This window comes from Janthinobacterium sp. BCJ23 (assembly GCF_059617945.1).
In genome coordinates, this window is the sequence record NZ_JCAQAW010000001.1 from 273,583 (window position 1) to 297,347 (window position 23,765).

Below are 23,765 nucleotides of genomic sequence, written 5' to 3' on the forward strand. Positions count from 1 at the left end.
ACCGAACACTTTTACCGGGGAGTACCAAGTGAATATCGTCATCGTCTCGAAGAATGAAGCCCAGCTCAAACGGCTGACCCGCTTGCTGCGCGAACGCAGCACGGCCGACCGCGTGACCCTGCTGGCCAGCATACCCGATGTATTCGACAACGGCGTCACGCCGGACTTGCTGCTGCTGGAGCAGGAGCAGACGGGCGAGGCGGAGCTGGAACAGCTCGAGCTGCTGGGCGGACGCCATCCGAGCCTGGCCATCATCGTGCAATGCCCGCAGCAAAGTCCGCAATTCCTGCTGCGCTCGATGCGCGCCGGCGTGCGCGAAGTGCTGCAGCCGGACGACGACGCGGCCCTGTGCGCCGCCTTGCGCCGCATCGAGGAAAAACTGCAGAAACAGGTCACGCGCAAGGGCCAGGTGCTGGCCTTTGTCTCGTGCAAGGGCGGCAGCGGCGCCACCTTCATCGCCGCCAACCTCGGCTACGCGCTGGCCGCCGGCGAACAGCGCAAGGTGGCGCTGTTCGACCTGAACCTGCAGTTCGGCGACGCCGCCCTGTTCGTCTCGGACCACAAGCCGGCCACCACCCTGTCGCAGCTGTCGCAGCAGATCGTGCGCCTCGACGCTTCGCTGCTGAGCGCCAGCATGATCCAGATCACGCCCGCCTACAGCGTACTGGCCGCCGCCGACGACCCGGCCCACGCGGCCGACGTCGAAGCCGACCATATCGACCGCCTGCTGACCCTGGCGCGCAGCCAGTACGACTACATCCTGCTCGACGTGGGACGCGGCCTCGACCCCGTCAGCGTGCGCGCGCTCGACCGGGCCGACCTGATCTTCCCCGTGCTGCAGGCAACGTTGCCGTATGTGCGCGACGGCAAACGCCTGCTCGACGTGTTCCGCGGCCTCGGCTACCGCGAAGACAAGATCCGCCTGATCCTGAACCGCTATGCCAGCAGCGACAGCATCCGCGTGGCCGACCTGGAAGCGGCGTATGGCAAGCACGTCTACAAATCCATCCCCAACCACTACGAAGCGGTGGCGGCCTCCGTCAGCCAGGGCGTGCCCATCCTCAAACTGACGCCGCACAACGCCGTCTCGCGCGCCCTGCAGGAGCTGGCCGCCAGCATGGCCGGCGAAACCCCGCCCGCCGCGCAAGGCTGGGTTTCGCGGCTGCTGGCGCGCGCTTGATCCCTACAGCGCGCCTGATCCCCCTACATTTACCGGAGACCGATCATGACTGTCGAAAAACTCACCCTGCGGGACCGCCTGGGCTATGCCCAGGACGACGCCAGCCTGAATGACGATGCCGCGCACCAGGGCGCATCAAGCCAGAGCTACCAGCAGCTCAAGCATCGCACCCACCAGGCGCTGCTCGACCGCGTCGACCTGGAAGGCATGCAGCGCCTGTCGCGCGAACAGATCCGCGAAGAGCTGAAAATCCTCGTCAGCGACGTGCTCACGGAAGACAATGTAGTGATCAACGAGCTGGAACGGCGCTCGCTGATCCGCGACATCCAGGACGAGGTGCTCGGCTTCGGCCCGCTCGAACCGCTGCTGGCCGATCCCGGCGTGTCCGATATCCTCGTCAACACCTACCGCCAGGTGTATGTCGAGCGCCATGGCCGCCTGGAGCTGAGCGACGTCTGCTTCACCGACGACGCGCATTTGATGAAAATCATCGACAAGATCGTCTCGCGCGTGGGCCGCCGCATCGACGAATCGAGCCCCATGGTCGATGCGCGCCTGCCCGACGGTTCGCGCGTCAACGCCATCATCCCGCCGCTGGCCATCGACGGCCCCGTGATGTCGATCCGGCGCTTTTCGGCCCAGCCGCTGCGCCTGGCCGACCTGCTGCTCAAGCACAGCCTCACGGAGGAAATGAGCACCACCCTGCAGGCGCTGGGCAAGGCCAAGGTCAACATTCTGATCTCGGGCGGCACGGGCAGCGGCAAGACCACCATGCTCAATGCGATTTCCGGTTTCATCAGCACGGCCGAACGCATCGTCACCATCGAGGACGCGGCCGAACTGCAGATGCAGCAGCCGCACGTGGTGCGCCTGGAAACGCGCCCGCCGAATATCGAGGGCAAGGGCGAAGTGACGCAGCGGGCGCTGGTGCGCAATGCGCTGCGCATGCGCCCCGACCGCATCATCCTGGGCGAGGTGCGCGGCGCCGAGGCGCTCGACATGCTGGGCGCCATGAACACGGGCCACGAGGGCTCGATGGCCACCATCCACGCGAACACCCCGCGCGACGCGCTGACGCGGCTGGAAAACATGATCAGCATGGCCTCCGCGGCCCTGCCCGTGAAAGCCATGCGCCAGCAGATCAGTTCGGCCATCAGCGTGGTGGTGCAGGTGTCGCGCCTGACGGACGGCAAGCGCAAGGTGACGTCGATCCAGGAAATCACGGGCATGGAAGGCGAGATGATCACCATGCAGGAAATCTTCACCTTCCGCCAGACAGGCATCGGCGAGGACGGCACGGTGCAGGGGCATTTCCATGCCAGCGGCGTACGGCCACGCTTCCTGGAACGCCTGCGCGCCTTCGGCATCAGCCTGCCGGAAACCCTGTTCGATCCCGCCCGCCAGTACCATTAAGGGGAGCATCATGGACTATCTCTATTACGTATTCGCCATCCTCACCTTCATCGCCGTGGTACTGCTGATCGAGGGCGTGTACCTGGCGTGGAACACCTCGCGCGGCCCGGAAGCGGAAAGGGTCGCGCGCCGCCTGCGCATCATGTCGGCCGGCGCGCATGGCGACGCGGGCAGCTCGATGATCAAGAAACGCCTGCTGAGCGACACCCCGTCCCTGCAGCGCGTGCTGCTCAGCGTGCCCCGCGTGCATGCGCTCGACCGCCTGCTGGAACAGTCGGGCCTGACCTGGAGCGTGGCCAGCTTCGCCGGCGTGATGCTGGCCTCGGCCGGCGCCGCGTTTTTGCTGCTCAGCTACTTCAGCGTGCCGTGGCTGCTGCTCCTGCCGCTGGTGGCCGGCGCGGCCCTGCTGCCGCTGCTGGTGGTCTTGCGCGCCAAGGCCAAGCGCCTGCAGCGCATCGAACAGCAATTACCCGATGCGCTCGACCTGATGGCGCGCGCCCTGCGTGCCGGCCACGCCTTCCCCACGGCCCTGAAGATGGTCGGCGATGAAATGAATGCGCCGCTGGCCGTGGAATTTCGCGCCACCTTCGATGAAGTCAATTTCGGCATCGCCATGCAGGACGCGCTGATGAACCTGGCCACGCGCGTGCCCAGCACGGACTTGCGCTACTTCGTCATCGCCGTGCTGATCCAGCGCGAAACGGGCGGCAACCTGGCCGAGCTGCTCGACAGCATCAGCCGCATCATCCGCGAGCGCATCAAGCTGCTGGGACAGGTGCGCGTGCTGTCGGCCGAAGGCAAGCTGTCGGCCTGGATTTTGTCGCTGCTGCCCTTCGGCGCGGCGGCCATGATCCAGCTGACCAATCCGCAATTCCTGGAAATGCTGTTCGTCGATCCGGGCGGACGCAAGATGCTCGTCGGCGCACTCGTGATGATGGTGTGCGGCATCCTGGTCATGCGCAATATCATCCGCATCCGCGTCTGAGCCCGCAAGGAGAATCCTCATGAATCCCGTCCATTTCGCCTTTCTCGCCCTGCTCTTCATCGCCGTCTTCGGCACCGTGCTGGTGGCCATGCGCAGCTTTGCCCCCGATCCCCTGCGCCAGCGCATGGACAACGCCACCGGCAAGAGCGCGGCCGCGCCTGGCGCCTCCGCGCCCAGCCCCTGGCTGGCGCGCATGGTGCGCCTGAGCGGCCCGCTGGCCAAACTGTCGCTGCCCGACCAGGGCTGGGAAGGCTCAGTGATGCGCCGGCGCTTCATGAATGCCGGCCTGCGCCAGGCGTCGGCGCCCATCCTGTTCTTTTCCGCCAAGACCATGCTGGCCATCGGCCTGCCCCTGATGCTGTTCCTGGGGCTGAGCGCGTCAGGCAGCCAGATGGCGGGCAAAGCTCTCTTGTTCTGGCTGCTGATCGTGGCCGCCATCGGCTACTACCTGCCCAATATCGTCCTGGCGCAAATGATCAAGCGGCGCCAGCGCGATATCTTCGAAAGCTTTCCCGATGCGCTCGACTTGATGACGGTGTGCGTGGAAGCGGGCCTGGCCATGGATGCGGCGCTGGCCAGGGTGGCGGCCGAAATCGCCCTGAAAAGCGCCGTGCTGGCCGAGGAATTGCACCTGGTGATGCTGGAACTACGCGCCGGCAACACCAAGGAGCGGGCGCTGCGCAACCTGGCCCTGCGCACGGGCGTCGAGGATGTCGACGCGCTGGTGGCCATGCTGATCCAGGCCGAGCGCTTCGGCACCAGCATCGCCGCCTCGCTGCGCGTGCAGTCGGACCAGCTGCGCACGAAGCGCCGCCAGCTGGCCGAGGAAGAAGCGGCGAAGATCGCCCTCAAGCTGCTGTTCCCGCTGATCTTTTTCATCTTCCCTTCGCTGCTGGTCGTCCTGATGGGACCAGCCTTCCTGCAAATCTACCGCGTGCTCCTGCCCAGCATGGGCAGCGGCAGCTGACCGGAGAACCGCCATGTCACAGCACACCACCCTGATGCTCATGTTCGCCTGCGCCGGCCTGCTGCCCGCCTGCGGCCACCTGCCCGGCCCGGCCACTCAGAGCAACCATGCTGCGCCGCCCCAGGCGCGCATCGACGACAGCCCCGCCACCCGCAGCGCCGCTTTCTGCAAGCTGGGCAAGCGCATGCAGGAACTGGGCGACCCGCGCGCGGCGATGGCAGCGTACAGCGAAGCCCTGCTATTGACGCCCGACTCGGCCGACGCGCGCAATGGCGCCGCCGTGCTGCACGCGCAGCTGGGCCAGCTGGAAACGGCGCGCAGCATGCTGCAGGCGCTGGCGCAAGAGGCGCCGACGGCCAGGACCTACAACAACCTCGGCTACGTGCTGTACCTGCAGGGAGACTATGCCCAGGCGGCCAGCGTGCTGCGCCAGTCGCTGCAACTCGACAACGGCCAGCAGCCGGCGCGCGCCAATCTGGATCTCACCATCGCGGCGCTGGCGCGCAGCATAGTCACAGTCGATGCCACCGCGGAGACCATCGTGCCCGACCTGGCACCGGCGCCCGCGCCAGCGGCGCCTGCCAGCCGCCTGCAGCTGACGCAATCGCAGCCGAATATCTTCACGCTGAGCTGGCGCGACACTCCCGTGGCGGCGCACGCCGCCTTGCCAGCGCCGGCAAAACAGGTGGCACCGGTGGCAACCCTGCCACGGCTGGAAGTCATCAACGGCAATGGCGCAACGGGGATGGCGGCGCGCATGCGCGGCATGCTGGGCGGCATGGGCATCAGCGTGCTGCGGCTGGGCAACCAGCGGCCGTATGGCGTCCAGGCCAGCAGCATCGTCTACCGCCCCGGTCACGCCGAGGCAGCGGCCGCCCTGGCCCTGGCCTTGGGCGGCATGCCGCAGCTGCAGGCGGCGGACGACGGCGGCGTGGGCGCGGGCGCCGACCTGCGTATCTTGCTGGGCAAGGATGCGGCAGCCAGCCTGCGCGCGCCGAACGTGCGCCTGGCGTCTAACCTGGCGCAGTAACGGTGAAATCAGCGCGGCAGCAGGCGGCGGTCGGCGGGGTTGATCAGGAAGCCTTGCAGGATATCCTGCAGCTGCGGCAGCTTGGCCACGTAGGCGGGAATGCCCAGCTGGCGCGCGCCGAAGTAGTGGGCGATGATGTCGCCCTGCTGCTCCATGTTGAAGTCGGACAGGACGCCGCCCGCTTGCGCATCGTAGCGGTAGGCGCGTTGGCCGATGTAGCCGCCGCGCAGCGCCAGCAGCACGCCATGCAGCAGCACGCTGTAGCCAAGCTGGTACTGCCACACGTGCACCATTTCGTGGATGAAGAACAGCTTGCCGCTGTTGCCTTCGCGGGAGAAATCGTCGCGGTACTGGGCCGGCATGAAGTGCAGGCTGCCGCGCGGCGTCATCGCCGTGTTCTGGTCCTGCAAGCCAAACGGTAGAAAGGAGCCGCGCACGACGCGCACGCGCGCGTAGTCGATGGCGCCCTGGAAGACGCTGCGGGCCATGGCGGTTTCGCCGATGGTGAGGGGGCGGCGCAAGACGCGCATGGCACTCCGTCAGAAGAAAGAAGCGGCAAGCATGGGAGCTTGCCGAGTACTATAACTGCAAGTACCTGACAGAAGCGTAGCGAGCGGCAGCGATTTGTGGCTAAGAAGCGCAACCGTACTCTAGTACGGTGAGCATCGCAGGCCGCAAAGCGCGACGCGCAGTAGCTTATGTCAGGTACGACTAGGCGGAGCGCAGGCCGCTGGCAGCTTTGGCGATTTCCGTGATGCGGTCCCAGTTGCCGGCCGCGATCGCGTCTTTCGGTGTCAGCCAGGAGCCGCCCACGCAGGCGACGTTTTTCAGCGCCAGGAACTGCGACGCCGTCTCTTGCGAAATACCACCGGTCGGGCAGAACGTCACGTCCGGCAGCGGGCCGTAGATGGCGTTGAGCATGCCGATGCCGCCGGCCGGCACGGCCGGGAACAGTTTTAGCTGCTGGAAGCCGTTTTCACGCGCCGCCATCACTTCGCCCGGCGTCATCACGCCTGGCAGCAAAGGCAAGCCGCTGCTTTTGGCCGCCGCCACCAGGGCCGACGTCAGGCCTGGCGACACGCCGAAGACGGCGCCCGCATCGCGCGCCTGCACGAATTCCTCGGGACGCGTCAAGGTGCCCACGCCGACGATGGCGCCCGGTACTTCCGACATGGCGCGGATCGCTTCTAGGCCATGCTTGGTGCGCAAGGTTACTTCCAGCACGCGGATGCCGCCCGCCACCAGCGCGCGCGCCAGCGGTACGGCGTGTTCAGGATCGTCGATCGCAATCACGGGGATCACGCTCGAGGTGCGCATAATTTCCAGTAGTGTCATGGTCATCTCTTATTTCCTAGCCAAAAAGTCTTCATCGGAACCCGGTACGGTATCACCGACATTGTCGGCGTCGTGCAAGGCGACGGTGGTGGGAATCGGCGACGGCAGGCCGAAGGTGGTTGCACCTTCTTCCGCCGCGCTGACGGTGGAACGGAACATGGAAAACAGCTCGCGGCCCATGCCGATGTGATTCGGCGACAGGTCGGCGGTAACCAGCGAACGCGCGTGCCAGACGTCGGCCGGCACCAGCGCCTCGAGCACGCCGGTAAAGGCGTCGAGACGGATGATGTCGCCGTCGCGCACGAGGCCCAGCGGGCCGCCGGCGAGAATCTCTGGCGACACGTGGATGGCGGCCGGCACCTTGCCCGACGCGCCCGACATGCGGCCATCGGTAACGAGCGCCACGTGGCGGCCCGCATCCTGCAGATTGGCCAGCGCCGGCGTCAGCGCATGCAGTTCCGGCATGCCGTTGGCGCGCGGGCCCTGGAAGCGCAGCACGGCGACGAAGTCGCGGTCCAGGGTGCCCGCCTTGTAGGCGGCCATGAAATCTTCCTGCGAATTGAACACGAGCGCCGGCGCTTCGACTGTGCGGTGCTGCGGCTTGACGGCCGAGACCTTCATCACGGCGCGGCCCAGGTTACCTGCGACCAGGACCATGCCGCCGTCCGGTGCGAACGGATTCGAGGCGGGGCGCAGCACGTTTTCGTCGGCGCTGGCGGCTGGAGCATCTTTCCAGAAGACCTTGCCGTCTTCGCCGAGGAACGGCTCCATGCAGTGCGCGCGCAAGCCGTGGCCCAGGATGGTGTTGACGTCTTCGTGCAGCAAGCCCGCGTCCAGCAATTCGCGGATCAGGTAACCGGTACCGCCGGCCGCGTGGAAATGGTTCACGTCGGCGTCGCCGTTCGGGTAGATGCGCGTGAGCATCGGCACGATGGCCGACAGTTCATTGAAATCGTTCCAGTCGATGACGATGCCGGCCGCCTTGGCGATTGCCACCAGGTGCAAGGTATGGTTGGTCGAACCGCCCGTGGCCAGCAAGCCCACGACGGCGTTGACGATACATTTTTCGTCGACGATATGGCCAACCGGCAAATAGCTGGCGCTTTGCGCCGTGATGGCGGCGGCGCGCTGGGAGGCGGCCACAGTCAGCGCATCGCGCAGCGGCGTGTTCGGCGTGATGAAGGCGGCGCCCGGCATGTGCAGGCCCATCACTTCCATCAGCATCTGATTGCTGTTCGCCGTGCCGTAGAAGGTACAGGTGCCGGCGCCATGGTAGGCTTTCGATTCGCCTTCGAGCAAGTCTTCACGCGTCGCCTTGCCTTGCGCATACAACTGGCGCACCTGGGCTTTTTCCTTGTTCGACAGGCCCGACGTCATCGGACCGGCCGGCACGAAGATGGCTGGCAAGTGACCGAAGTGCAGCGCGCCGATCAACAGGCCCGGCACGATCTTGTCGCACACGCCCAGGTACAGGGCGGCGTCGAACATATTGTGCGACAGCGCCACGGCCGTCGACATGGCGATGGTGTCACGCGAGAACAACGACAGTTCCATGCCCGGCTGACCTTGCGTCACGCCATCGCACATGGCGGGCACGCCACCGGCGAACTGGGCGACGGCGCCCACTTCGCGCACGGCTTGCTTGATGATCTGCGGGAAGCCTTCGAAAGGCTGGTGCGCCGACAGCATGTCGTTGTACGAGGACACGATGGCCACGGACGGCTTCTTGTATTCCTTCAGCGACAGCTTGTCGTTGGCGGGAAAGGCGGCAAAGCCGTGCGCCAGGTTGGTGCACGACAGGGCGCCGCGCTGCACGCCCTGGATGCGGGCCGCATCCAGATGCGCCAGGTAGGCGCCGCGCGATGGCCGGCTGCGCGCGATGATGCGCGCTGTTACGGATTCGACTACTGGATGCAGCGCCATATGGATTTCCTTAAAAATGAGTATTTCGTGAAATTTTACTACAAAATGCTAAAGAAGAAGCACTCTTGCATGGGCCAGCAACACAAATAAGCGACAGATTGCGGCGTATCAAGGCAAACCCGGGCAATATCGCGTAGCCGCGCCTGTCAACGTGGCTCTTATATGTCACGCGTGCCATCGCTTAAAAAAGCACAACAAAATCCGCTTCGCGTCACAAACTGTAGTGAAATTACGTTTTTCTGATGTATTATTCTCATACCAATGCCGGATCCGCTGTTCGCCACCACGAACGCGCCGCGCTCCTTTCAACCGAGACAAGCACCCAAGCCGACCGCCATGCGCCAGCCAGCACCTACTCCTGCCATCACCGCCACCGCCAGTTTCCAGTCCCTGCAAGCGCATAGCGCCAGCCTGCGCGACGTGCATCTGCGCCAGCTGTTCGCGGCCGACCCCGCCCGCTTTTCCAGCATGACCGTCGATGCGGCCGGCCTGCTGCTCGATTACTCGAAAAACAGGGTCGACGCCACCACCATGGCGCTGCTGATGGACCTGGCCCGCGAGCGCGGCGTGGAAGCGCAGCGCGAAGCCATGTTCACTGGCGAGAAAATCAATCTTACCGAACATCGGGCCGTTCTGCATACGGCTTTGCGCGCGCCACGCGGCACCAAGCTGGTCGTCGATGGCCAGGATATCGATGCCGACGTGCAAGATGTGCTGCAACGCGTCAAGGCATTTACAGACAAGGTCCGCAATGGCAGCTGGCTCGGCTACACGGGCAAGCCGATTTGCGACATCGTCAACATCGGCATCGGCGGCTCGGACCTGGGCCCGAAAATGGCGTGCCTGGCCCTGCGCTCCTACGCCAACCCGGGCCTGGAAATGCACTTTGTTTCCAACGTCGACGGTCACGACATGGAAGCGACCTTGTCCAAGGTCGATCCGGAAACGACCCTGTTCATCGTGGCTTCGAAAACTTTTGTTACGGCAGAAACCATGCTCAACGCCAACACGGCGCGCGCCTGGTTCCTGCTCGAAGGCGAAGAAAAGGATCTGGCGCAACATTTTGTGGCCGTCTCGACCAACACGCAAGCCATCGTCGACTTCGGCATTTCGCCGGACAATATGTTCCCGTTCTGGGACTGGGTCGGCGGCCGTTACTCCGTCTGGTCGTCGATCGGCCTGGCCGTGGCCCTGTCCGTCGGCTTCGAATACTTCAGCGATTTCCTCGCCGGCGCACATGCGATGGACCAGCATTTCCGCCAGGCCCCGCTGGAACAGAACATGCCCGTCGTGCTGGCCATGGTCGGTTTCTGGAACCGCCAGTTCCTCGACTGCGGCTCCGTCTCCATCGCGCCGTATCACCAGGACTTGAGCCGCTTTGCCGCCTATCTGCAACAGCTGGACATGGAAAGCAACGGCAAGCGCGTCACCAAGGATGGCGTGCCCGTCGGCGTGCCGACCGGCCCCGTCATCTGGGGCGATTGCGGAACGAATGCGCAGCATGCGTATTTCCAGCTGCTGCACCAGGGCACGGACATCACGCCCATCGATTTCATCGCCGCCCTGCGCGCCACGCACGACTTGCCGGGCCACCACGACGCCCTGCTCGCCAACTGCTTCGCCCAGTCGGAAGCCTTCATGACGGGCAAGACGGGCGATGAAGTACGTCTTGATTTGCAGGCGCAAGGCTTGCCGGAAAGCGAGATCGAAGCGCTGGTGCCGCACAAGACTTTCCCAGGCAACCGCCCCAGCAACACCATCCTGATGGACCAGCTGACCCCGACCACCCTGGGCGCCCTGATCGCGTTGTACGAACACAAGACCTTCGTGCAGGGCGTCTTGTGGAACGTCAACAGTTTCGACCAGTGGGGCGTGGAACTGGGCAAGGTGCTGGCCAAGAAAATCCAGGCCGAACTGACGGGCGAAGCCCGTCCCGACCACCACGACAGCTCGACCAATGGCTTGATTGCCTTGGCGAAAGCCGCCAAAGCGGCGTACTAACTTAATTGAGGTTTATGAATATTTACGAAATCAAAGTAGTGAGCGACAAGCCCATGCAAGTGGGCGAATGCCCGCTTTGGCATGGCAAGGAAGCGGCCCTGTACTGGGTCGACATCGATGGCCGCGCCGTGCACCGCTTGCACCCGGCCAGCGGCAAGCATGACCAATGGAGCATGCCGACGGAACCGTCGGCGCTGGCCATCAATGCGGGCGGCGGCCTGATCGTGGCCTTGCGCAGCGGCTTTGCCCACCTCGACACGAAGACGGGCAGCCTGGCGGAAATCGCCCCGGCGCCGTTCGACATGAGCACCACGCGCTTCAACGATGGCAAGGTCGATCCGGCAGGCCGCTTCTGGGTCGGCACGATTTTCGAGCCGCGCAACGCTGACGCTGCAGAGATGTTCGTGCTGGAAAAAGGACAAGTACGCAAGGTCTGGTCGGGCGGCATGACCGTGTCGAACGGCCTGGGCTTCAGCCCGGACAAGCGCACCATGTACCATTCGGATACCACCACGCACCGCATCGACCGCTTCGATTTCGATGCGGCCACGGGTGCCATTTCCGAGCCACAACCGTTCCAGCGTTTTTCCACGGACAAGAAAGCGTTTGATTACGGCGGGCGCCCCGATGGCGCGGCCGTCGACAGCGAAGGCAATTACTGGTCGGCCATGTTTGAAGGCGGCAAGATCTTGCGCTTCGCCCCCGATGGCCATCTGCTGGGCGAAATTACCGTGCCCGTGCGCTGCCCCACCATGGTGACGTTCGGCGGCCCCGACCTGCGCACCCTGTACATCACCAGCGCCAGCCACAACCGCTCCGCCGCCGAAATCGCCGACTACCCGTTGACAGGCCACGTCTTATCCGTGCGCGTGGACGTGGCAGGCCAGCCGGAAACAGCTTACCAGGCGTAATCCGACACCATTGTTGACCGTGGCGGCGTCGGATTACGCGCAGCTTCGCTGCGCCAATCCGACCTACCGGATGCCACGTGCCCAAAGGCGTGGCGGACCAGCCGTAATCGTTTGCCAGCAAGAAAAAGCGCCGGCACCCGCGAGGGTCCGGCGCTTTTTCTTGCGCAACGGCGTAGGTCGGATTAGCGGGACGAAGGCCCGCGTAATCCGACAACAGTGTTGACCATGGCCGCGCCGGATTACCGCGACAATACCTTGCGGATCGTCTCGGCCAATTCAGCCGCCACGAACTTCGCCACATAGCCATCGGCGCCCACGCCCTTGACGTGGTCTTCGTTGGTCGAGCCCGTCAGCGACGAGTGGATCACCACGGGGATGTTGGAGAAGCGGCCATCGTTCTTGATGTTGCGCGTCAAGGTAAAGCCATCCATTTCCGGCATTTCCAGGTCGGTCAGCACCAGCGCGACCTTGTCTTTCGCCGTCTTGCCTTCCGTGGCCGCCTGGGCCGAGATGGCCTGCAGGCGTTCCCATGCTTCCTTGCCCGTCTTGGTCATGATGAAAGGCACGCCCATCGCTTCGAGGCCCTTTTCGATCAGCGAGCGGGCCAGCGAGGAATCGTCGGCCGCAAGGATCACGGCGCCGGCCGGCAAGCGCACTTGCGGGCCGATGCTGTTCTCGTCCACGTCCGGGTCGCCCGACGGCAGCACGTTGCGCAGGATTTGCTCCACGTCCAGCACTTGCGCCAGGCGTGTCTTGTCCGTATCGCCATCGAGGCGCGCGATACTGGTAACGAGGCCGCCGCCAACGCTCGACTCGGCCGACAGCACCTGATTCCATTCCAGGCGCACGATTTCGTCGACCTCTTCCACGGCAAACGCCTGTGTCGAGCGGGCAAATTCGGTCACCATCAGTATCTTCAAGCCGCTGCTCTTGCAGCCGACCGCCATCGGCAAGTCGATCACGGGCACGATCTGGCCACGGATGTTGACCACGCCCAGCATGTGCGGGTGCGAACCGGCCACGGCCGTGATGGCCGGCATTTCCATGATTTCACGGACTTTGAACACATTGATGCCGAACAGTTCGCGGCTGGTCGAGTGATCACTGGTACCGAGCTTGAACAGGAACAGTTCGAATTTGTTATTGCCTGTCAGGCTGGTGCGTTCATCGACATCTTGCTGCATTGAATTCATTGTGTCCCCTTGAGCCGTCTTGTAAAGTTAAGTCGCCTGCCCCTGATGCTGCGGACAGTGCGGACTGCACGTCGCATGGACGTCGGATGGCGGGTTCGGGGCATGGCCGGCGCTAGCGGTGCAGTATGTATCGTACAATTTCTTACAACCAATAGTTGCTATCGATTCGAGCTTGAATTATACGGTTTTTTACTTTCTCCAAAGCTACTTTACGCTGCCAACGGCGATCCTGACAGCATTTCTTGCTTTGCCTGTTGCTACAGCGCAAATGATGACGTGGAGAACTAGAAATTTCCCTGGCAACCATGGTTACTTTGAAACGCCGCGTGCAAATCGCGATAGCTTACCAAGGCCAGCGAACGGCATATAATGGCCATGCCGGCATCGCAGCCATGCATAGCGGGCAAAATGGCGACGGCAGCCGTTGGAATGTAGTAAAATTTCTTGCAATTGCCTGTTCTACGTAGTAAATTTACACCACCGATTATAGTAGCGACAGACTGGCACTTCCGGTCGGCTTCCTCCCCGCTCCGGCCCTTTTACTTTTGCGACGACACTCACTTATGGCACTTACCGATTTTGACCTGGTCCTGTTTGGCGGCAGCGGCGATTTAGCAATGCGCAAGTTGTTGCCTGCAATGTATGCGCGCGACGTCGCGAACGATTTGCCGCCGACGGCGCGCATCATCTGTGTGGGCCGCCAGGACAGCGGCCAGGATGCCTTCCTGAAAATGGTGGAAACCAACTCGCGCCCGCATATCAAGGCCAGCACCCTGAATGCCGCGACCTGGAGCAAATTCTGCGCGCGCATCGTGTATGTGTCGCTCAACGCCAGCGATGCGGCCACGTACGCGCCGCTGGTCGAAGCGCTGCGCGGCGATGCCGACCTGACGCGCGTGTACTACCTGGCGACGCCGCCGCATTTGTTCGCGCTGATCTGCGACAACCTGGAAGACAACGGCCTGGTGACGCCGAATTCGCGCGTGGTGCTGGAAAAACCGCTGGGCCGCGACCTGGCCAGCGCCAAGCAGATCAACGCCGAAGTGGGCAAGGTCTTCCAGGAATCGCAGATCTACCGTATCGACCATTACCTGGGCAAGGAAACCGTGCAGAACTTGCTGGCCCTGCGCTTCGGCAATATCCTGTTCGAACCGCTGTGGCGCCGCGAATGGATTTCCGACGTGCAGATCACCATCGCCGAAAAGCTGGGCGTGGGCAACCGCATGGGTTACTACGACACCTCGGGCGCGCTGCGCGACATGCTGCAAAACCACTTGCTGCAACTGCTGTGCATCGTCGCCATGGAACCGCCGACCTCGATCGCGCCGGACGCCGTGCGCGATGAAAAGCTGCAAGTGCTGCGCTCGCTGAAAAAATTCACGCCCACCACCCTGGCGCAAAACATCGTGCGCGGCCAGTACCGCGCCGGCCACGTCGACGGCGCCACCGTGCCGAGCTACCGCGACGAACCGGATGCGCCGGAACATTCGCGCACCGAAACCTTCGTTGCCCTGAAGGCGGAAATCGACACCTGGCGCTGGGCCGGCGTGCCGTTCTACCTGCGCACGGGCAAGCGCATGGCCGACAGCCTGGCCGAGATCGTCGTGCGCTTCAAGCAGATCCCGCACTCGATCTTCAACCAGCCGACCTCCAGCTTCCAGCCGAACTGCCTGGTGATCCGTCTGCAGCCGGACGAAGGCTTGCGCATGAACCTGATGGCAAAAACCCCGGGCGACGGCATGCGCTTGAAACCGGCGGAACTGGAACTCGATTTCCGCGAATCGTTCAAGACCCCTCGCATGGACGCCTACGAGCGCCTGCTGCTCGACGTCCTGCGCGGTCAGCTGACCCTGTTCATGCGCGGCGACGAACTGGAAGCGGCCTGGGAATGGGTCGAGCCGATTCTCGACAACTGGGAACAGAACGACAGCGCGCCGATTCCGTACACGGCAGGCACCTGGGGCCCTGCGGCCGCCAGCGCCCTGATCGGCCGCGATGGCTTGCAGTGGCGTGAAGAAGCATTACCCGAGGATTAACAGGCAAAACAGGGGCCTGCCCGCAGATGGGCAGGCCCTTTACCTATTATCCCTACACTCCTGAACACCTACCAGAAGACTACCCTGATGCTGCTTGATTCCATCCGCACCCAGCTCGATTCGCTCTCCAAGTCGGAGAAAAAGGTCGCGCTGGCCGTGCTTGACCAGCCTAACCAGACGGTCAGCCAGAACATCACGGCACTGGCGAAAAGCGCGCAGGTGTCGGAACCGACCGTGGTGCGCTTTTGTCGCACCCTGGGCTATGACGGCTGGCATGAATTCAAGCTGAAGCTGGCGCAGGGCTTGGCCCTGGCCATGCCGGGCGCGAACGAGCAGCCAGCGCAGGATGACCTGGCGGCCGACCTGGTGAACAAAATCTGCAGCCGCTCGATCAACACCCTGCTCGACCTGCGCAACAACCTGAATCCGGAAGCGATCCAGCGCGCGCTCGACATCCTGTCGCGCGCCAGCAAGATCGAATTCTATGGCCAGGGCACGTCGGGCATCGTGGCGGCAGACGCGCAGCACAAGTTCTTCCGCTCGGGCGTGCCGACAGTCGCCTACAGCGATCCGAATATCCACAGCATCGCCGCGGCCCTGCTGCGCGGCGGCGACTGTCTGGTGGCCATCTCGCAGCGCGGCAACAGTCCCGCCCTCGTGCGCTCCGTGAAACTGGCGCGCCGCGGCGGCGCCGACGTCGTCGTGCTGGCCCCATCGGGCACGCCGCTGGCCGACCTGGCGACCGTGCTGATCCCGATCGACCTGGTCTTCAACACCGACCCCTACACCCCAATTTCCGCGCGCCTGGCCTACCTGGTCGTGATCGACGTGCTGGCCGTGGGCCTGGCCCTGCAGCGGGGACCGGAATTCCGCAAGAAAATGCAGAATGCGCAGAAAGCGCTGCAGGAATTCGACATGCAGTTCGACTCCTTCATCGGCTGATCCCCCATCGGCGCCAGCCTCGCTGGCGCTCATCCTTTTCGCGACAGACATCAAGGCATATCTGCAGGTTTTCCGGAATGAAGAATAGGATGATTTTTACTATCACCATCCACATTTGACACAACAACTCTCACTTCGTCATTGGGAAAAAAGTGCATATAGATATCTCCCGGTCTATCGTATTTTTCCACTTCCACCATCTTTTCTTTGATTACGTGGGTATGCCCCTCAGGCATATTCCACCGCACTAGAACCATCATCCCCGGATACCACACTCTCGGGATAGAGGCACAGCAAATTTCTGCCCCTCCCGCTCCCCACCTGGCCATATTGGCCCCTCCGGCCCCATCCACCGATGCGGAATAAATATACTTCCCCGTATGATTGACAATACCCACCTGCGCCGTCGCGGTAGGACTTGGGCCGGCTACCTCAACCTGCCTGGCCTTGAACGCGCAGCCGCTCAGCAGCAAAGCAGTACCAAGATAAATAATCCATTTCATATTTTTCCTTTCGGCTCCAGCCACGCTGAAATTACGTCCTATGCGAGCGCCTCGGCCCGCGTTGCGTAGCGCTGCTGCGCCAGGTAAATCTCTTCATCGGCTTTGGCTTGCGCAATATCTTGTATCAAGTTTTCGCTCCACACGAATTCTTCGGGTGTTTCTTTCGCCTTGATACCAGCCGTCGGCATGCGTTGCAACTCGTTTTCGTGCACGCTTTTCCGGAAGAAGCCGCTTTGCGGGTAATAGCCACGGCGCAGGATATAGCCACCGCCCTCGCGACGCGTATAGGTTTGCGTGGTGATCACCCCGCTGCGCATGTCAGCGCTGTCGGCATCCGTACGGATCGGATAGGGAGTGCCGTACTGCGCTTCCTTGACCAGTGCTTCCTCTTCCGGCGTCAATGCTTCGCCATTCTTCTGTTTCAGTTGCGCGGCTTCGGTCTTCCGGCTGAACTCATACGCGCGTTTATAAAAGCCGTCCTTAGGCGGTTTATTGGCGAACGAAGCGATCCTGGCGCGCTTGTCGTATTCCGTCACTTCGCCGGCCATATAAAAGCCGGCCAGGGAATCATGTACATAGTCGTCAAAAAAACGCATCACTTCGGGCGGCAGCGGTTTGGGGTGATCGAATATATCGAGCGCAAATTCTTCCCATTTATCCAGGGACGTGTGATTTTGCGCGCGATAGTATTGCCAGTGATTGATGCGCGCAATATCCCTGGCGCTGAACGGTTGCCCCTCATCACCATGACGGAAGGCTTTGCGCGCGCGCAGCGCTTCCAGATCGCCTGCCAGCAAGCGGTTGTAGGAACCCAGATCCTCCCGCTCCTGCGCGTTGGCCGCCTTGAAGCTGGCCGTGGCTTCCAGGGTCTTGACGCGCACGGCGCGCCAGCGGTAATACAGCTCCATGTGCTTGCTCAGCAAGGCGCCTTGCTTGTTAAGCTCGGCGGTATATGCTTCCCATGCTTTGGCAAGCTCTTGACTGACCTGGAAATCCTCCTGATCGCGAAGTTCCAGTTCGCTGAACGGTATTAAGGGCACGCCCTTGAGGCGCGCTTCCTTGAACATATGCGCGAGCGGGATTTGCGACAGCAAGGCCGCTTGTCCGCCGCGTCCCTTTCCCTGCTCGCCCGGACCATAGCCGCCTCCCACGTCCGAGTGCACGCCAGGGAAATACACTTCCTCGATTTTCCCTGTCAGGCGCGTGACGGGAAAATTCATGCGCTGCTCATGCGTGGCAATACAATGCAAGCCTGCCATGACGCAGGACGGCAACGGTTTGAGCAATTCATTGGCCCAGGCCCAATGGCCATCGAACATCGCGCCAGGCGCGATCGTGGTTTGCGCCACAGACGCCGAGCTGCCGACGGTTGCCACCGTGTCAAAGACGCCAAGAAAATCGATGCTGGCGAGGATGCCGGCAAACTCCGGCCCCTTCTCGCCCGGCTTGAGCAAATCGGCAAACAGCTGACAGAACGCCACCGCCTCGGCGGCGCCCCTCGAAAAACCGAACACGGACAGGGTCAGCGATGGGATATGCGGCTTGGGCCGTGCCGCCATCGCCTCCCTTAGTTTTTCAATATGCTCAGCGAACCAGTCCGAGTGAGTCATGAAGCGCTCCCTGCCGGTTGAGGGATGCGGCACCTTTTTGTGGCCTACGGCATTATCATAAGCACGGGCAAGTTCGCCAGCCTTATCTGATTTATATAATGGAATTTCATCTCCATATACCGTTCGATGAATTGCATTTAAAACCTGCAACAATCCCCAGATAATGCGCGGCTGCCCTCCTTTGGCAAAAGCTTTCCCCTCATCCGATTCAGTCAATTCACCGATTTCAACAAATGGAGTTCCGACGCCAGGAATATAATTTCGAAAATATCCCGTACCCCGTTTATTCGATGGAAAACTCGAAAATAGCCGCGCCACATTGCTATGACTGGCACTATTGGCGTCGACCACAGCATTACTTATAGGAATAGGCTTCTTTGTTTTCGGGTCGAGCACGCCTGTTCTAACCCCATTCCTATCGCGCTCCAGATTATTATTGGTTCCATCAAAGAAAAGTCCAACCCTTACTGGAATACTGCACGGCGCGCTATCTTTCTTAGCACATGCCTCCTTGGCAATTTCGGATTGTTCTTTCGTCGACGGTTTTAGAAAAAAATCGACGGGAAACGGCGCTGAATTGGGAGTTTCACTGATCATAATATCAAGGAATATTGGCAGGTTTGCCGGAGTGAAGAATAGGATGAGTTTTTGCCCCCCCTCCGGCATTTGACACGACAACTCTCACCTCATCATTGGGGAAGAAATGCATATAGATATCCCCAGGCTCATCGTATTTTTCCACTTCCACCATTTTTTCTTTAATAACGTCGGTACGCCCTTCAGGCATATTCCAACGCACCAAGACTTTCATTCCCGGATACCATACCCGCGGAATAGAAGCACAACAAACATCAGCTCCCCCCGCTCCCCATCTGGCCATATTGGCCCCTCCTGCCCCATCCACCGATGCAGAATAAATATACTTCCCCGTATGGTTGACAATACCCACCTGCGCCGTCGCGGTAGGACTTGGGCCAGCTGGCTCGACCTGCCGGGTCTTTAAGGCGCAGCCGCTCAGCAGCAAGACAGTGCCAAGATACATAATCCATTTCATGATTTTCCTTTTATAAAAGTTAGCAGTTGAAGAAACAAGGCTAGGCAGCAGAGCGCGCCTGCCAGAAATCGTCGGGCAACGTGTCGAGCTCGGACAGGTAATTCGCACCCTGGCGCGTCCGCCGCAACTGGCTGGCCAGCTATGTTACACAGTGCGTCTGAAGCCACATCACATGTACCTTGAGCATTTTTTTGGCTGATCACGCACGTCTGGCTTTAAGAAAACATCGACAGGGATCGTAGCCTTGAAAGGTGGTGCTTTAATCTTAAGGATTCATTTTTTAGTCGATGGATTAGCCATGTGTTGAATCGGATGATCTTTTCCATATCCTGCATCATTCGACACAACAACTCTCACCTCATCATTCTCAAAAAAGTGCATATAAATATCTCCTGGCCTATCATATTTTTCAATTTCGACCATTTTTTCCTTAATGACATCAGTGTGCCCTTCAGGCATATTCCACCGCACCAAGACATTCATTCCTGGATGCCATACGCGGGGAATCGATGTACAGCAAATATTTGCCCCGCCCGCCCCCCATCTGGCCATATTGGCCCCTCCCGCTCCATCCACCGATGCGGAATAAATATACTTCCCCGTATGGTTGACAATACCCACCTGCGCCGTCGCGGTAGGACTTGGGCCGGCTTCTTCAATCTGCCTGGCCTTGACCGCACAACCGCTCAGCAACAAGGCGATGCCAAGATACATAATCCATTTCATGATTTTCCTTTTATAAAAGTAAGCAGTTGAGGGAGCAAAGCTAGGCAGCAGAGCGCGCCTGCCAGAAATCGTCGGGCAGCGTGTCGAGCTCGGACAGATAATTCGCCCCCTGGCGCGTGCGCCGCAACAGGCTGGCCATCGCAGGATGCAAGGTAAAATCATCGGCCAGCATCAAGGCCAGGGCGCTGAAATGCTGACGCTGGCCTGCCGCCTCGATGCCGCTGGCGTTTGCCACAAGCAAATGACGCACCACGCGCGCGTGGCACTCGGCCGGGGTGCCGGAATGAAACAGGTCCGGCTGCACATCATGCAGATTGGCAAGGATGGCGTCGGCCTCGGCGATATCCACCAGGGCGGCAAAGGCCGTGTCGCCGAGGGGAAATTTATCAAACTCCGCAGGGACGGGACTGGTCTGCGCCTCGCCCTGCCAACTGATCAGCGAGCCATCGCGCCGCAGTGACCACCAGCGGTAGATGGGACTCAGCAAATGCGCAGACTGCGTTGGGGTCAAAGCCGTCAGCAAGGCCGGCAATATGCGCGTATCGGCCCAGCGCACGGGCCATTCGACGGTGTCTGGCGTGATGGCAATCAAATAGGGGCGCAGATGCTGCTCCAGCTGGTCGATATTGAGCGTGCTGGCGATGATGCTGAGCATGGGCTTGCCTGCGCACAGCGAAAACAGGCGCTGCAGCCACTCGGCCTGCTCGCTGCTTGCCGATGGTGCCGCCATTAGATGCGGTGCGGCGCTCTTGAAGTTTTGCAGCGAGGTATACGCATACAGCGACTGACGCCGCAAGCGACTCGGGTAGCGCTTGGTGAAAAATTCCTCGTCGCAGGCGCCGTCGAGCAGCGCCAGCAGATGCAGGGGCCGGCCGCCGTTCGCCACTACCGCGTCCGCACGCAAGGCCTGCAGTTGCTGCGCGATCAGTGCTGGAACTTCCGGGTCGGGAAGATCGATGGCAAAGTACATCATGGCTCCTTTTCTAGGCTGCCGTGGGCGCGACAAACGGGCTGCCGCTACGCAACGCTGCCAGCAGACACGCTTTGCAGACGCTGGCAGGCAGCGCCGGCAATGGATAAGCGAGCCGTACCGGCCCGATAAAACTTTTCTTCCCGGCAAACACGGTGATCTTGCCCGGGCACTGGATCGTGATGTTGCCGCCCTCGATCGTGATGTTGGCGCCGCCCGCCGTCGACAGGCGGATGCTTTTCGCCGCCGCCCAGTCGATGTGCGCGTTGGCGCTGGCGACATTGACCTCTTCGCGCGCCTGCACCTTGATCTCGTCGGACTGGGCCTGCACCTCGATGGGCTGGCTGGCCGCCACCAGTTGGACGCCCAGCTCGCCCTCGCCCGGTTTGACGACACCGCCCAGCATGCCGATCGCCTGGCCCGTGTGCAGTCGCCATTGACCGCCGCTGGCGAACTGCGTATCGAGCCCGCTCATCAGTGTTGCCGTTTCGCCGTTGGCCAGTTGCATATCCTGGCCCGCCACCACGCCCAGGCCCGCCTTGGCCGCCACCGCGATGATGGCGTCGCTGCTGTGCGGCAGCTTGTCGTCAGCCGGCGCCGTGGGCTTGCCGGCCGCGTCGCTCCTGGCGGCGTCCGCGCTGTCGCGGCTCAGCATGCCCGAGGCACTGGTCAAGAATGCCGACAACGGCGCGGCCTTGGCATCGAGCACACTGCTGCCGGGCGCCGTCGCCCCCAAGTGCCCCGCATAGGCCACCCCCTGATGCGTGACGGCCGCCTCGCTGAAGGTCTCGCCCAGCTTGGCCGCCTGCTTGAGCAGCGCCATGCCGGGCGCATTGTCGCCGGCCGGATCGCGCGCCCGGGCGTCGTGGTTGACGAGGTAGCTGGAAATCAGGAGCCCGGCGCCCGCCCGCACCGCGCCATACGCATCGGTGCGCAGCTCGGCGCCCGCGCCGCGCAGGCTGCCCCGGTAATTGTCGGCGCCGTGGATCAAGTGGCCAAGAGTGAGTTCGCTGGCCGCATGGCTGCTTTTCAGTTGCACCCGGCCCTGGCTGTCGGTGTCGTCGAACAGCAGCTGGTTGTAGCCCGCCGCTCCTCCAGCCTTGCCGAACTCCTTGCTGCGGATGCCCCATTGCGCGCTGGCATTGCGGTGCGCCGCGCTGGCGCCAGCTGCCCCGTGCCACAGCGGACTGTTGCCGCCCGCCACATTGCCCTGGCCCGCTACCGCGTGATCGTGTGCCGGCTGGAAAACGCCGGCGTCGCCCGACTCGCCGCCAACGCCGCCCGGGGTCGGCTTGGTACCGCCCTCGCCCTGGCCGTTGTACAGCGCGCCGATGATGACGGGCCGGTCGATATCGTTTTCCAAAAATTGCACCAGCACTTCCTGGCCGATGCGCGGTAGGAACTGGCTACCCATGCCGCCGCCGGCCGCGCGCTGCGCCACACGCACCCAGCAGGTGGCATGTGTTTCCTGTTGCCAGTGAAAGCGGATGCGCACCCGGCCCAGCCTGTCGCAATAGATTTCATCGGCGCCGCTGGCCGCGTCCTGGCCCTCGGCGCCGACGACGATGGCGCTCTGGCTGCCCAGGGCAGTCGGCGTGGCGTGCTGGCGCGCATCGCTGCCATCCTGCAGCGGACGCCACGGCGTGCTTGCTGTGATCATCTCGATGCAGTTGGCGTAACCGCTGGCTTGCGCCTGGGCGATCGCGGCGGCGACATCGGGAAAACCGTCGCCCCACTGCGCCACGGTTTCCTCCAGCAATTCCGGTATCGGGCCGAACAGTTCCGCCAATCCCTCCAGTGCCGGCGCCGGCAGGTTGTTGACGCCGATGCTGGCCACGCGCAGCACGACATATTCGGATGCGGCGCCATCGGCGGGCGGTAACGGACCCTGCGTCAGGGTAAAACGCGTGCCGGCGCGCAAGGTGCGCACGGTCGAGCGCGCCTGCCACAGCTGGGCGCCCACTTCATGGGCCTGCATCTGCAACTGCGCGTAACGCTGCGCCTGGGCGGCGCTGGCGTACCAGTACTGGCCCGGCGTATCGTAGCTTTCCAGCATAGGCGCATTCTTGCCGCCGAGCGCAGTGTTGGTCGGCACGCTGGCGGCTACGGCCTTTTTCGCCTTGTAGTCATAGCTGAGCACGCTGCTCAGGCCCACCTGCAGGCTGCGCCGCGCGCTCAAGGCCTGCACGCTGTCGCCCGGCTCGCCGAAGCGGGCGCCATGAAAGCGCAAGCCGCCGCCCTGCGCGCTGCTGGCGTCCTCGGGCGTGGCGCACGCTTGGCTGCTGTCGGCAAAGACGACCATGGTCTGACCGTCAAACCGCCAGGCCAGCCCCTCTTCCGTCAGCAGGCGGCGCACGAAATCGTAATCCGATTCCCGGTACTGGCAGCAATAGCTGCGCTCGCCCGCCTCCTGCATGAATGACGCCACCTCGTCGCTCCAGCGCCACAGCGCGTACGGCGCATACGCCTGCAAGACCTCGTCGACGATGGCGCTCACGCTCCTGTCTTGCCAGACGCGGCTGTTACGCGCCTGGGTCAGCAGCCACAGCCATGGGGTGATGCGCAGCCGGTAGCGCGCCAGGCCGCCATTGCTGCCCAGCGTGGCGGCGGCGCTGATATAGCCGGAAAATGGGGTGCGCGTGCCGTCCGCCAGGCTGACGTGCAGGCTGGCAGGCTGGCCCAGCAGCGACGCCAGCGCCACATGGGCGCTGGTGGACAAGGCGATGATGTCGCGCGCACCGACCTCCTGCAGCCGCTCGTCGGCGGCAAAGGCTTCGACCAGCAAGCCGCTGTCCTGTCCATCGTCGCCGATGGACAATGCATACAGGCGTGTCGCGCCGTTGAAGGCGGCTACCGCGCTAACGATATCTTGTGTCAAAAGATGCTCTTCATCTGGAGAGTGGCATCGCACATTGCTTATTAAAACAATGTACAAAATAAACAAGTCCAGGCAATTATGCGCGAGTTCTCAAAAAAGCAAGATTCA

General features: G+C 62.4%; 19 protein-coding genes. 9 read left to right on the forward strand and 10 right to left on the reverse strand.

Annotation, left to right across the window (positions count from 1 at the left end):
* Positions 1-28 precede the first annotated feature (28 nt).
* The 5 genes from AC54AG_RS01195 to AC54AG_RS01215 are packed head-to-tail and all read left to right on the forward strand — an operon-like array spanning position 29 to position 5,575.
* Positions 29-1,180, forward strand: a complete 1,152-nt coding sequence (locus AC54AG_RS01195; protein ID WP_034750836.1) for a CpaE/TadZ family protein — start codon at positions 29-31, stop codon at positions 1,178-1,180.
* Between the two features lie 45 nt (positions 1,181-1,225).
* Positions 1,226-2,593: a TadA family conjugal transfer-associated ATPase gene (locus AC54AG_RS01200; protein WP_034750845.1), complete on the forward strand. Its 1,368-nt coding sequence runs from the start codon at positions 1,226-1,228 to the stop codon at positions 2,591-2,593.
* Positions 2,594-2,603: 10 nt separating this feature from the next.
* The gene (locus AC54AG_RS01205; RefSeq protein WP_072455317.1) at positions 2,604-3,578 is read left to right on the forward strand and encodes a type II secretion system F family protein; all 975 of its coding nucleotides are present in this window, start codon (positions 2,604-2,606) and stop codon (positions 3,576-3,578) included.
* Positions 3,579-3,597: 19 nt separating this feature from the next.
* Positions 3,598-4,545: a type II secretion system F family protein gene (locus AC54AG_RS01210; protein ID WP_319990961.1), complete on the forward strand. Its 948-nt coding sequence runs from the start codon at positions 3,598-3,600 to the stop codon at positions 4,543-4,545.
* Between the two features lie 13 nt (positions 4,546-4,558).
* Positions 4,559-5,575, forward strand: a complete 1,017-nt coding sequence (locus AC54AG_RS01215) for a LytR C-terminal domain-containing protein (RefSeq protein WP_496629317.1) — start codon at positions 4,559-4,561, stop codon at positions 5,573-5,575.
* 8 nt (positions 5,576-5,583) lie between these two features.
* On the opposite strand, the gene AC54AG_RS01220 is transcribed toward AC54AG_RS01215, so the two are convergent.
* From AC54AG_RS01220 to edd, 3 genes are all read right to left on the reverse strand, one after another.
* Positions 5,584-6,105 (reverse strand): hypothetical protein, encoded by a 522-nt coding sequence (locus tag AC54AG_RS01220; protein ID WP_034750855.1) that lies wholly within the window; start codon positions 6,103-6,105, stop codon positions 5,584-5,586.
* Positions 6,106-6,286: 181 nt separating this feature from the next.
* Positions 6,287-6,916, reverse strand: coding sequence for a bifunctional 4-hydroxy-2-oxoglutarate aldolase/2-dehydro-3-deoxy-phosphogluconate aldolase (locus AC54AG_RS01225; protein WP_128142236.1), 630 nt, complete (start codon positions 6,914-6,916; stop codon positions 6,287-6,289).
* Positions 6,917-6,919: 3 nt separating this feature from the next.
* Positions 6,920-8,833, reverse strand: coding sequence for a phosphogluconate dehydratase (gene edd, locus AC54AG_RS01230; RefSeq protein ID WP_496629318.1), 1,914 nt, complete (start codon positions 8,831-8,833; stop codon positions 6,920-6,922).
* A 336-nt stretch (positions 8,834-9,169) separates the two neighbouring features.
* Here edd and pgi point away from each other — a divergent pair, with 336 nt between their 5' ends.
* Both pgi and AC54AG_RS01240 read left to right on the forward strand, forming a co-directional pair.
* Entirely contained in the window at positions 9,170-10,834 is a 1,665-nt protein-coding gene (pgi, locus tag AC54AG_RS01235; protein ID WP_496629319.1) for a glucose-6-phosphate isomerase, read from the forward strand.
* Positions 10,835-10,848: 14 nt separating this feature from the next.
* Complete coding sequence (locus AC54AG_RS01240; protein ID WP_496629320.1) at positions 10,849-11,745, forward strand: SMP-30/gluconolactonase/LRE family protein; 897 nt, start codon at positions 10,849-10,851, stop codon at positions 11,743-11,745.
* Between the two features lie 239 nt (positions 11,746-11,984).
* Here the strand turns inward: AC54AG_RS01240 and AC54AG_RS01245 are convergent, their stop codons facing one another.
* The gene (locus tag AC54AG_RS01245; protein WP_034750860.1) at positions 11,985-12,938 is read right to left on the reverse strand and encodes a chemotaxis protein; all 954 of its coding nucleotides are present in this window, start codon (positions 12,936-12,938) and stop codon (positions 11,985-11,987) included.
* A 563-nt stretch (positions 12,939-13,501) separates the two neighbouring features.
* Here AC54AG_RS01245 and zwf point away from each other — a divergent pair.
* Positions 13,502-14,974, forward strand: a complete 1,473-nt coding sequence (gene zwf, locus AC54AG_RS01250) for a glucose-6-phosphate dehydrogenase (protein WP_034750861.1) — start codon at positions 13,502-13,504, stop codon at positions 14,972-14,974.
* Positions 14,975-15,061: 87 nt separating this feature from the next.
* On the forward strand, positions 15,062-15,916 hold the full coding sequence (locus tag AC54AG_RS01255) for an SIS domain-containing protein (protein WP_034750862.1): 855 nt from the start codon (positions 15,062-15,064) through the stop codon (positions 15,914-15,916).
* A 50-nt stretch (positions 15,917-15,966) separates the two neighbouring features.
* Here AC54AG_RS01255 and AC54AG_RS01260 read toward each other — a convergent pair whose 3' ends face one another.
* The 6 genes from AC54AG_RS01260 to AC54AG_RS01285 all read right to left on the reverse strand — a co-directional run bounded on the left by AC54AG_RS01260 (position 15,967) and on the right by AC54AG_RS01285 (position 23,657).
* Positions 15,967-16,419: a DUF3304 domain-containing protein gene (locus tag AC54AG_RS01260; RefSeq protein WP_331778408.1), complete on the reverse strand. Its 453-nt coding sequence runs from the start codon at positions 16,417-16,419 to the stop codon at positions 15,967-15,969.
* 38 nt (positions 16,420-16,457) lie between these two features.
* Complete coding sequence (locus tag AC54AG_RS01265) at positions 16,458-18,626, reverse strand: phospholipase effector Tle1 domain-containing protein (protein ID WP_331778409.1); 2,169 nt, start codon at positions 18,624-18,626, stop codon at positions 16,458-16,460.
* A gap of 4 nt (positions 18,627-18,630) precedes the next feature.
* Positions 18,631-19,083, reverse strand: a complete 453-nt coding sequence (locus tag AC54AG_RS01270; RefSeq protein ID WP_331778410.1) for a DUF3304 domain-containing protein — start codon at positions 19,081-19,083, stop codon at positions 18,631-18,633.
* A 273-nt stretch (positions 19,084-19,356) separates the two neighbouring features.
* Positions 19,357-19,809, reverse strand: a complete 453-nt coding sequence (locus AC54AG_RS01275) for a DUF3304 domain-containing protein (protein ID WP_331778411.1) — start codon at positions 19,807-19,809, stop codon at positions 19,357-19,359.
* Positions 19,810-19,849: 40 nt separating this feature from the next.
* Positions 19,850-20,782 carry a DUF4123 domain-containing protein gene (locus AC54AG_RS01280; RefSeq protein WP_331778412.1) on the reverse strand — a complete coding sequence of 311 codons (933 nt, stop codon included), beginning with the start codon at positions 20,780-20,782 and terminating at the stop codon, positions 19,850-19,852.
* A gap of 10 nt (positions 20,783-20,792) precedes the next feature.
* Positions 20,793-23,657 carry a type VI secretion system Vgr family protein gene (locus AC54AG_RS01285; RefSeq protein WP_496629321.1) on the reverse strand — a complete coding sequence of 955 codons (2,865 nt, stop codon included), beginning with the start codon at positions 23,655-23,657 and terminating at the stop codon, positions 20,793-20,795.
* Positions 23,658-23,765: the final 108 nt, after the last annotated feature.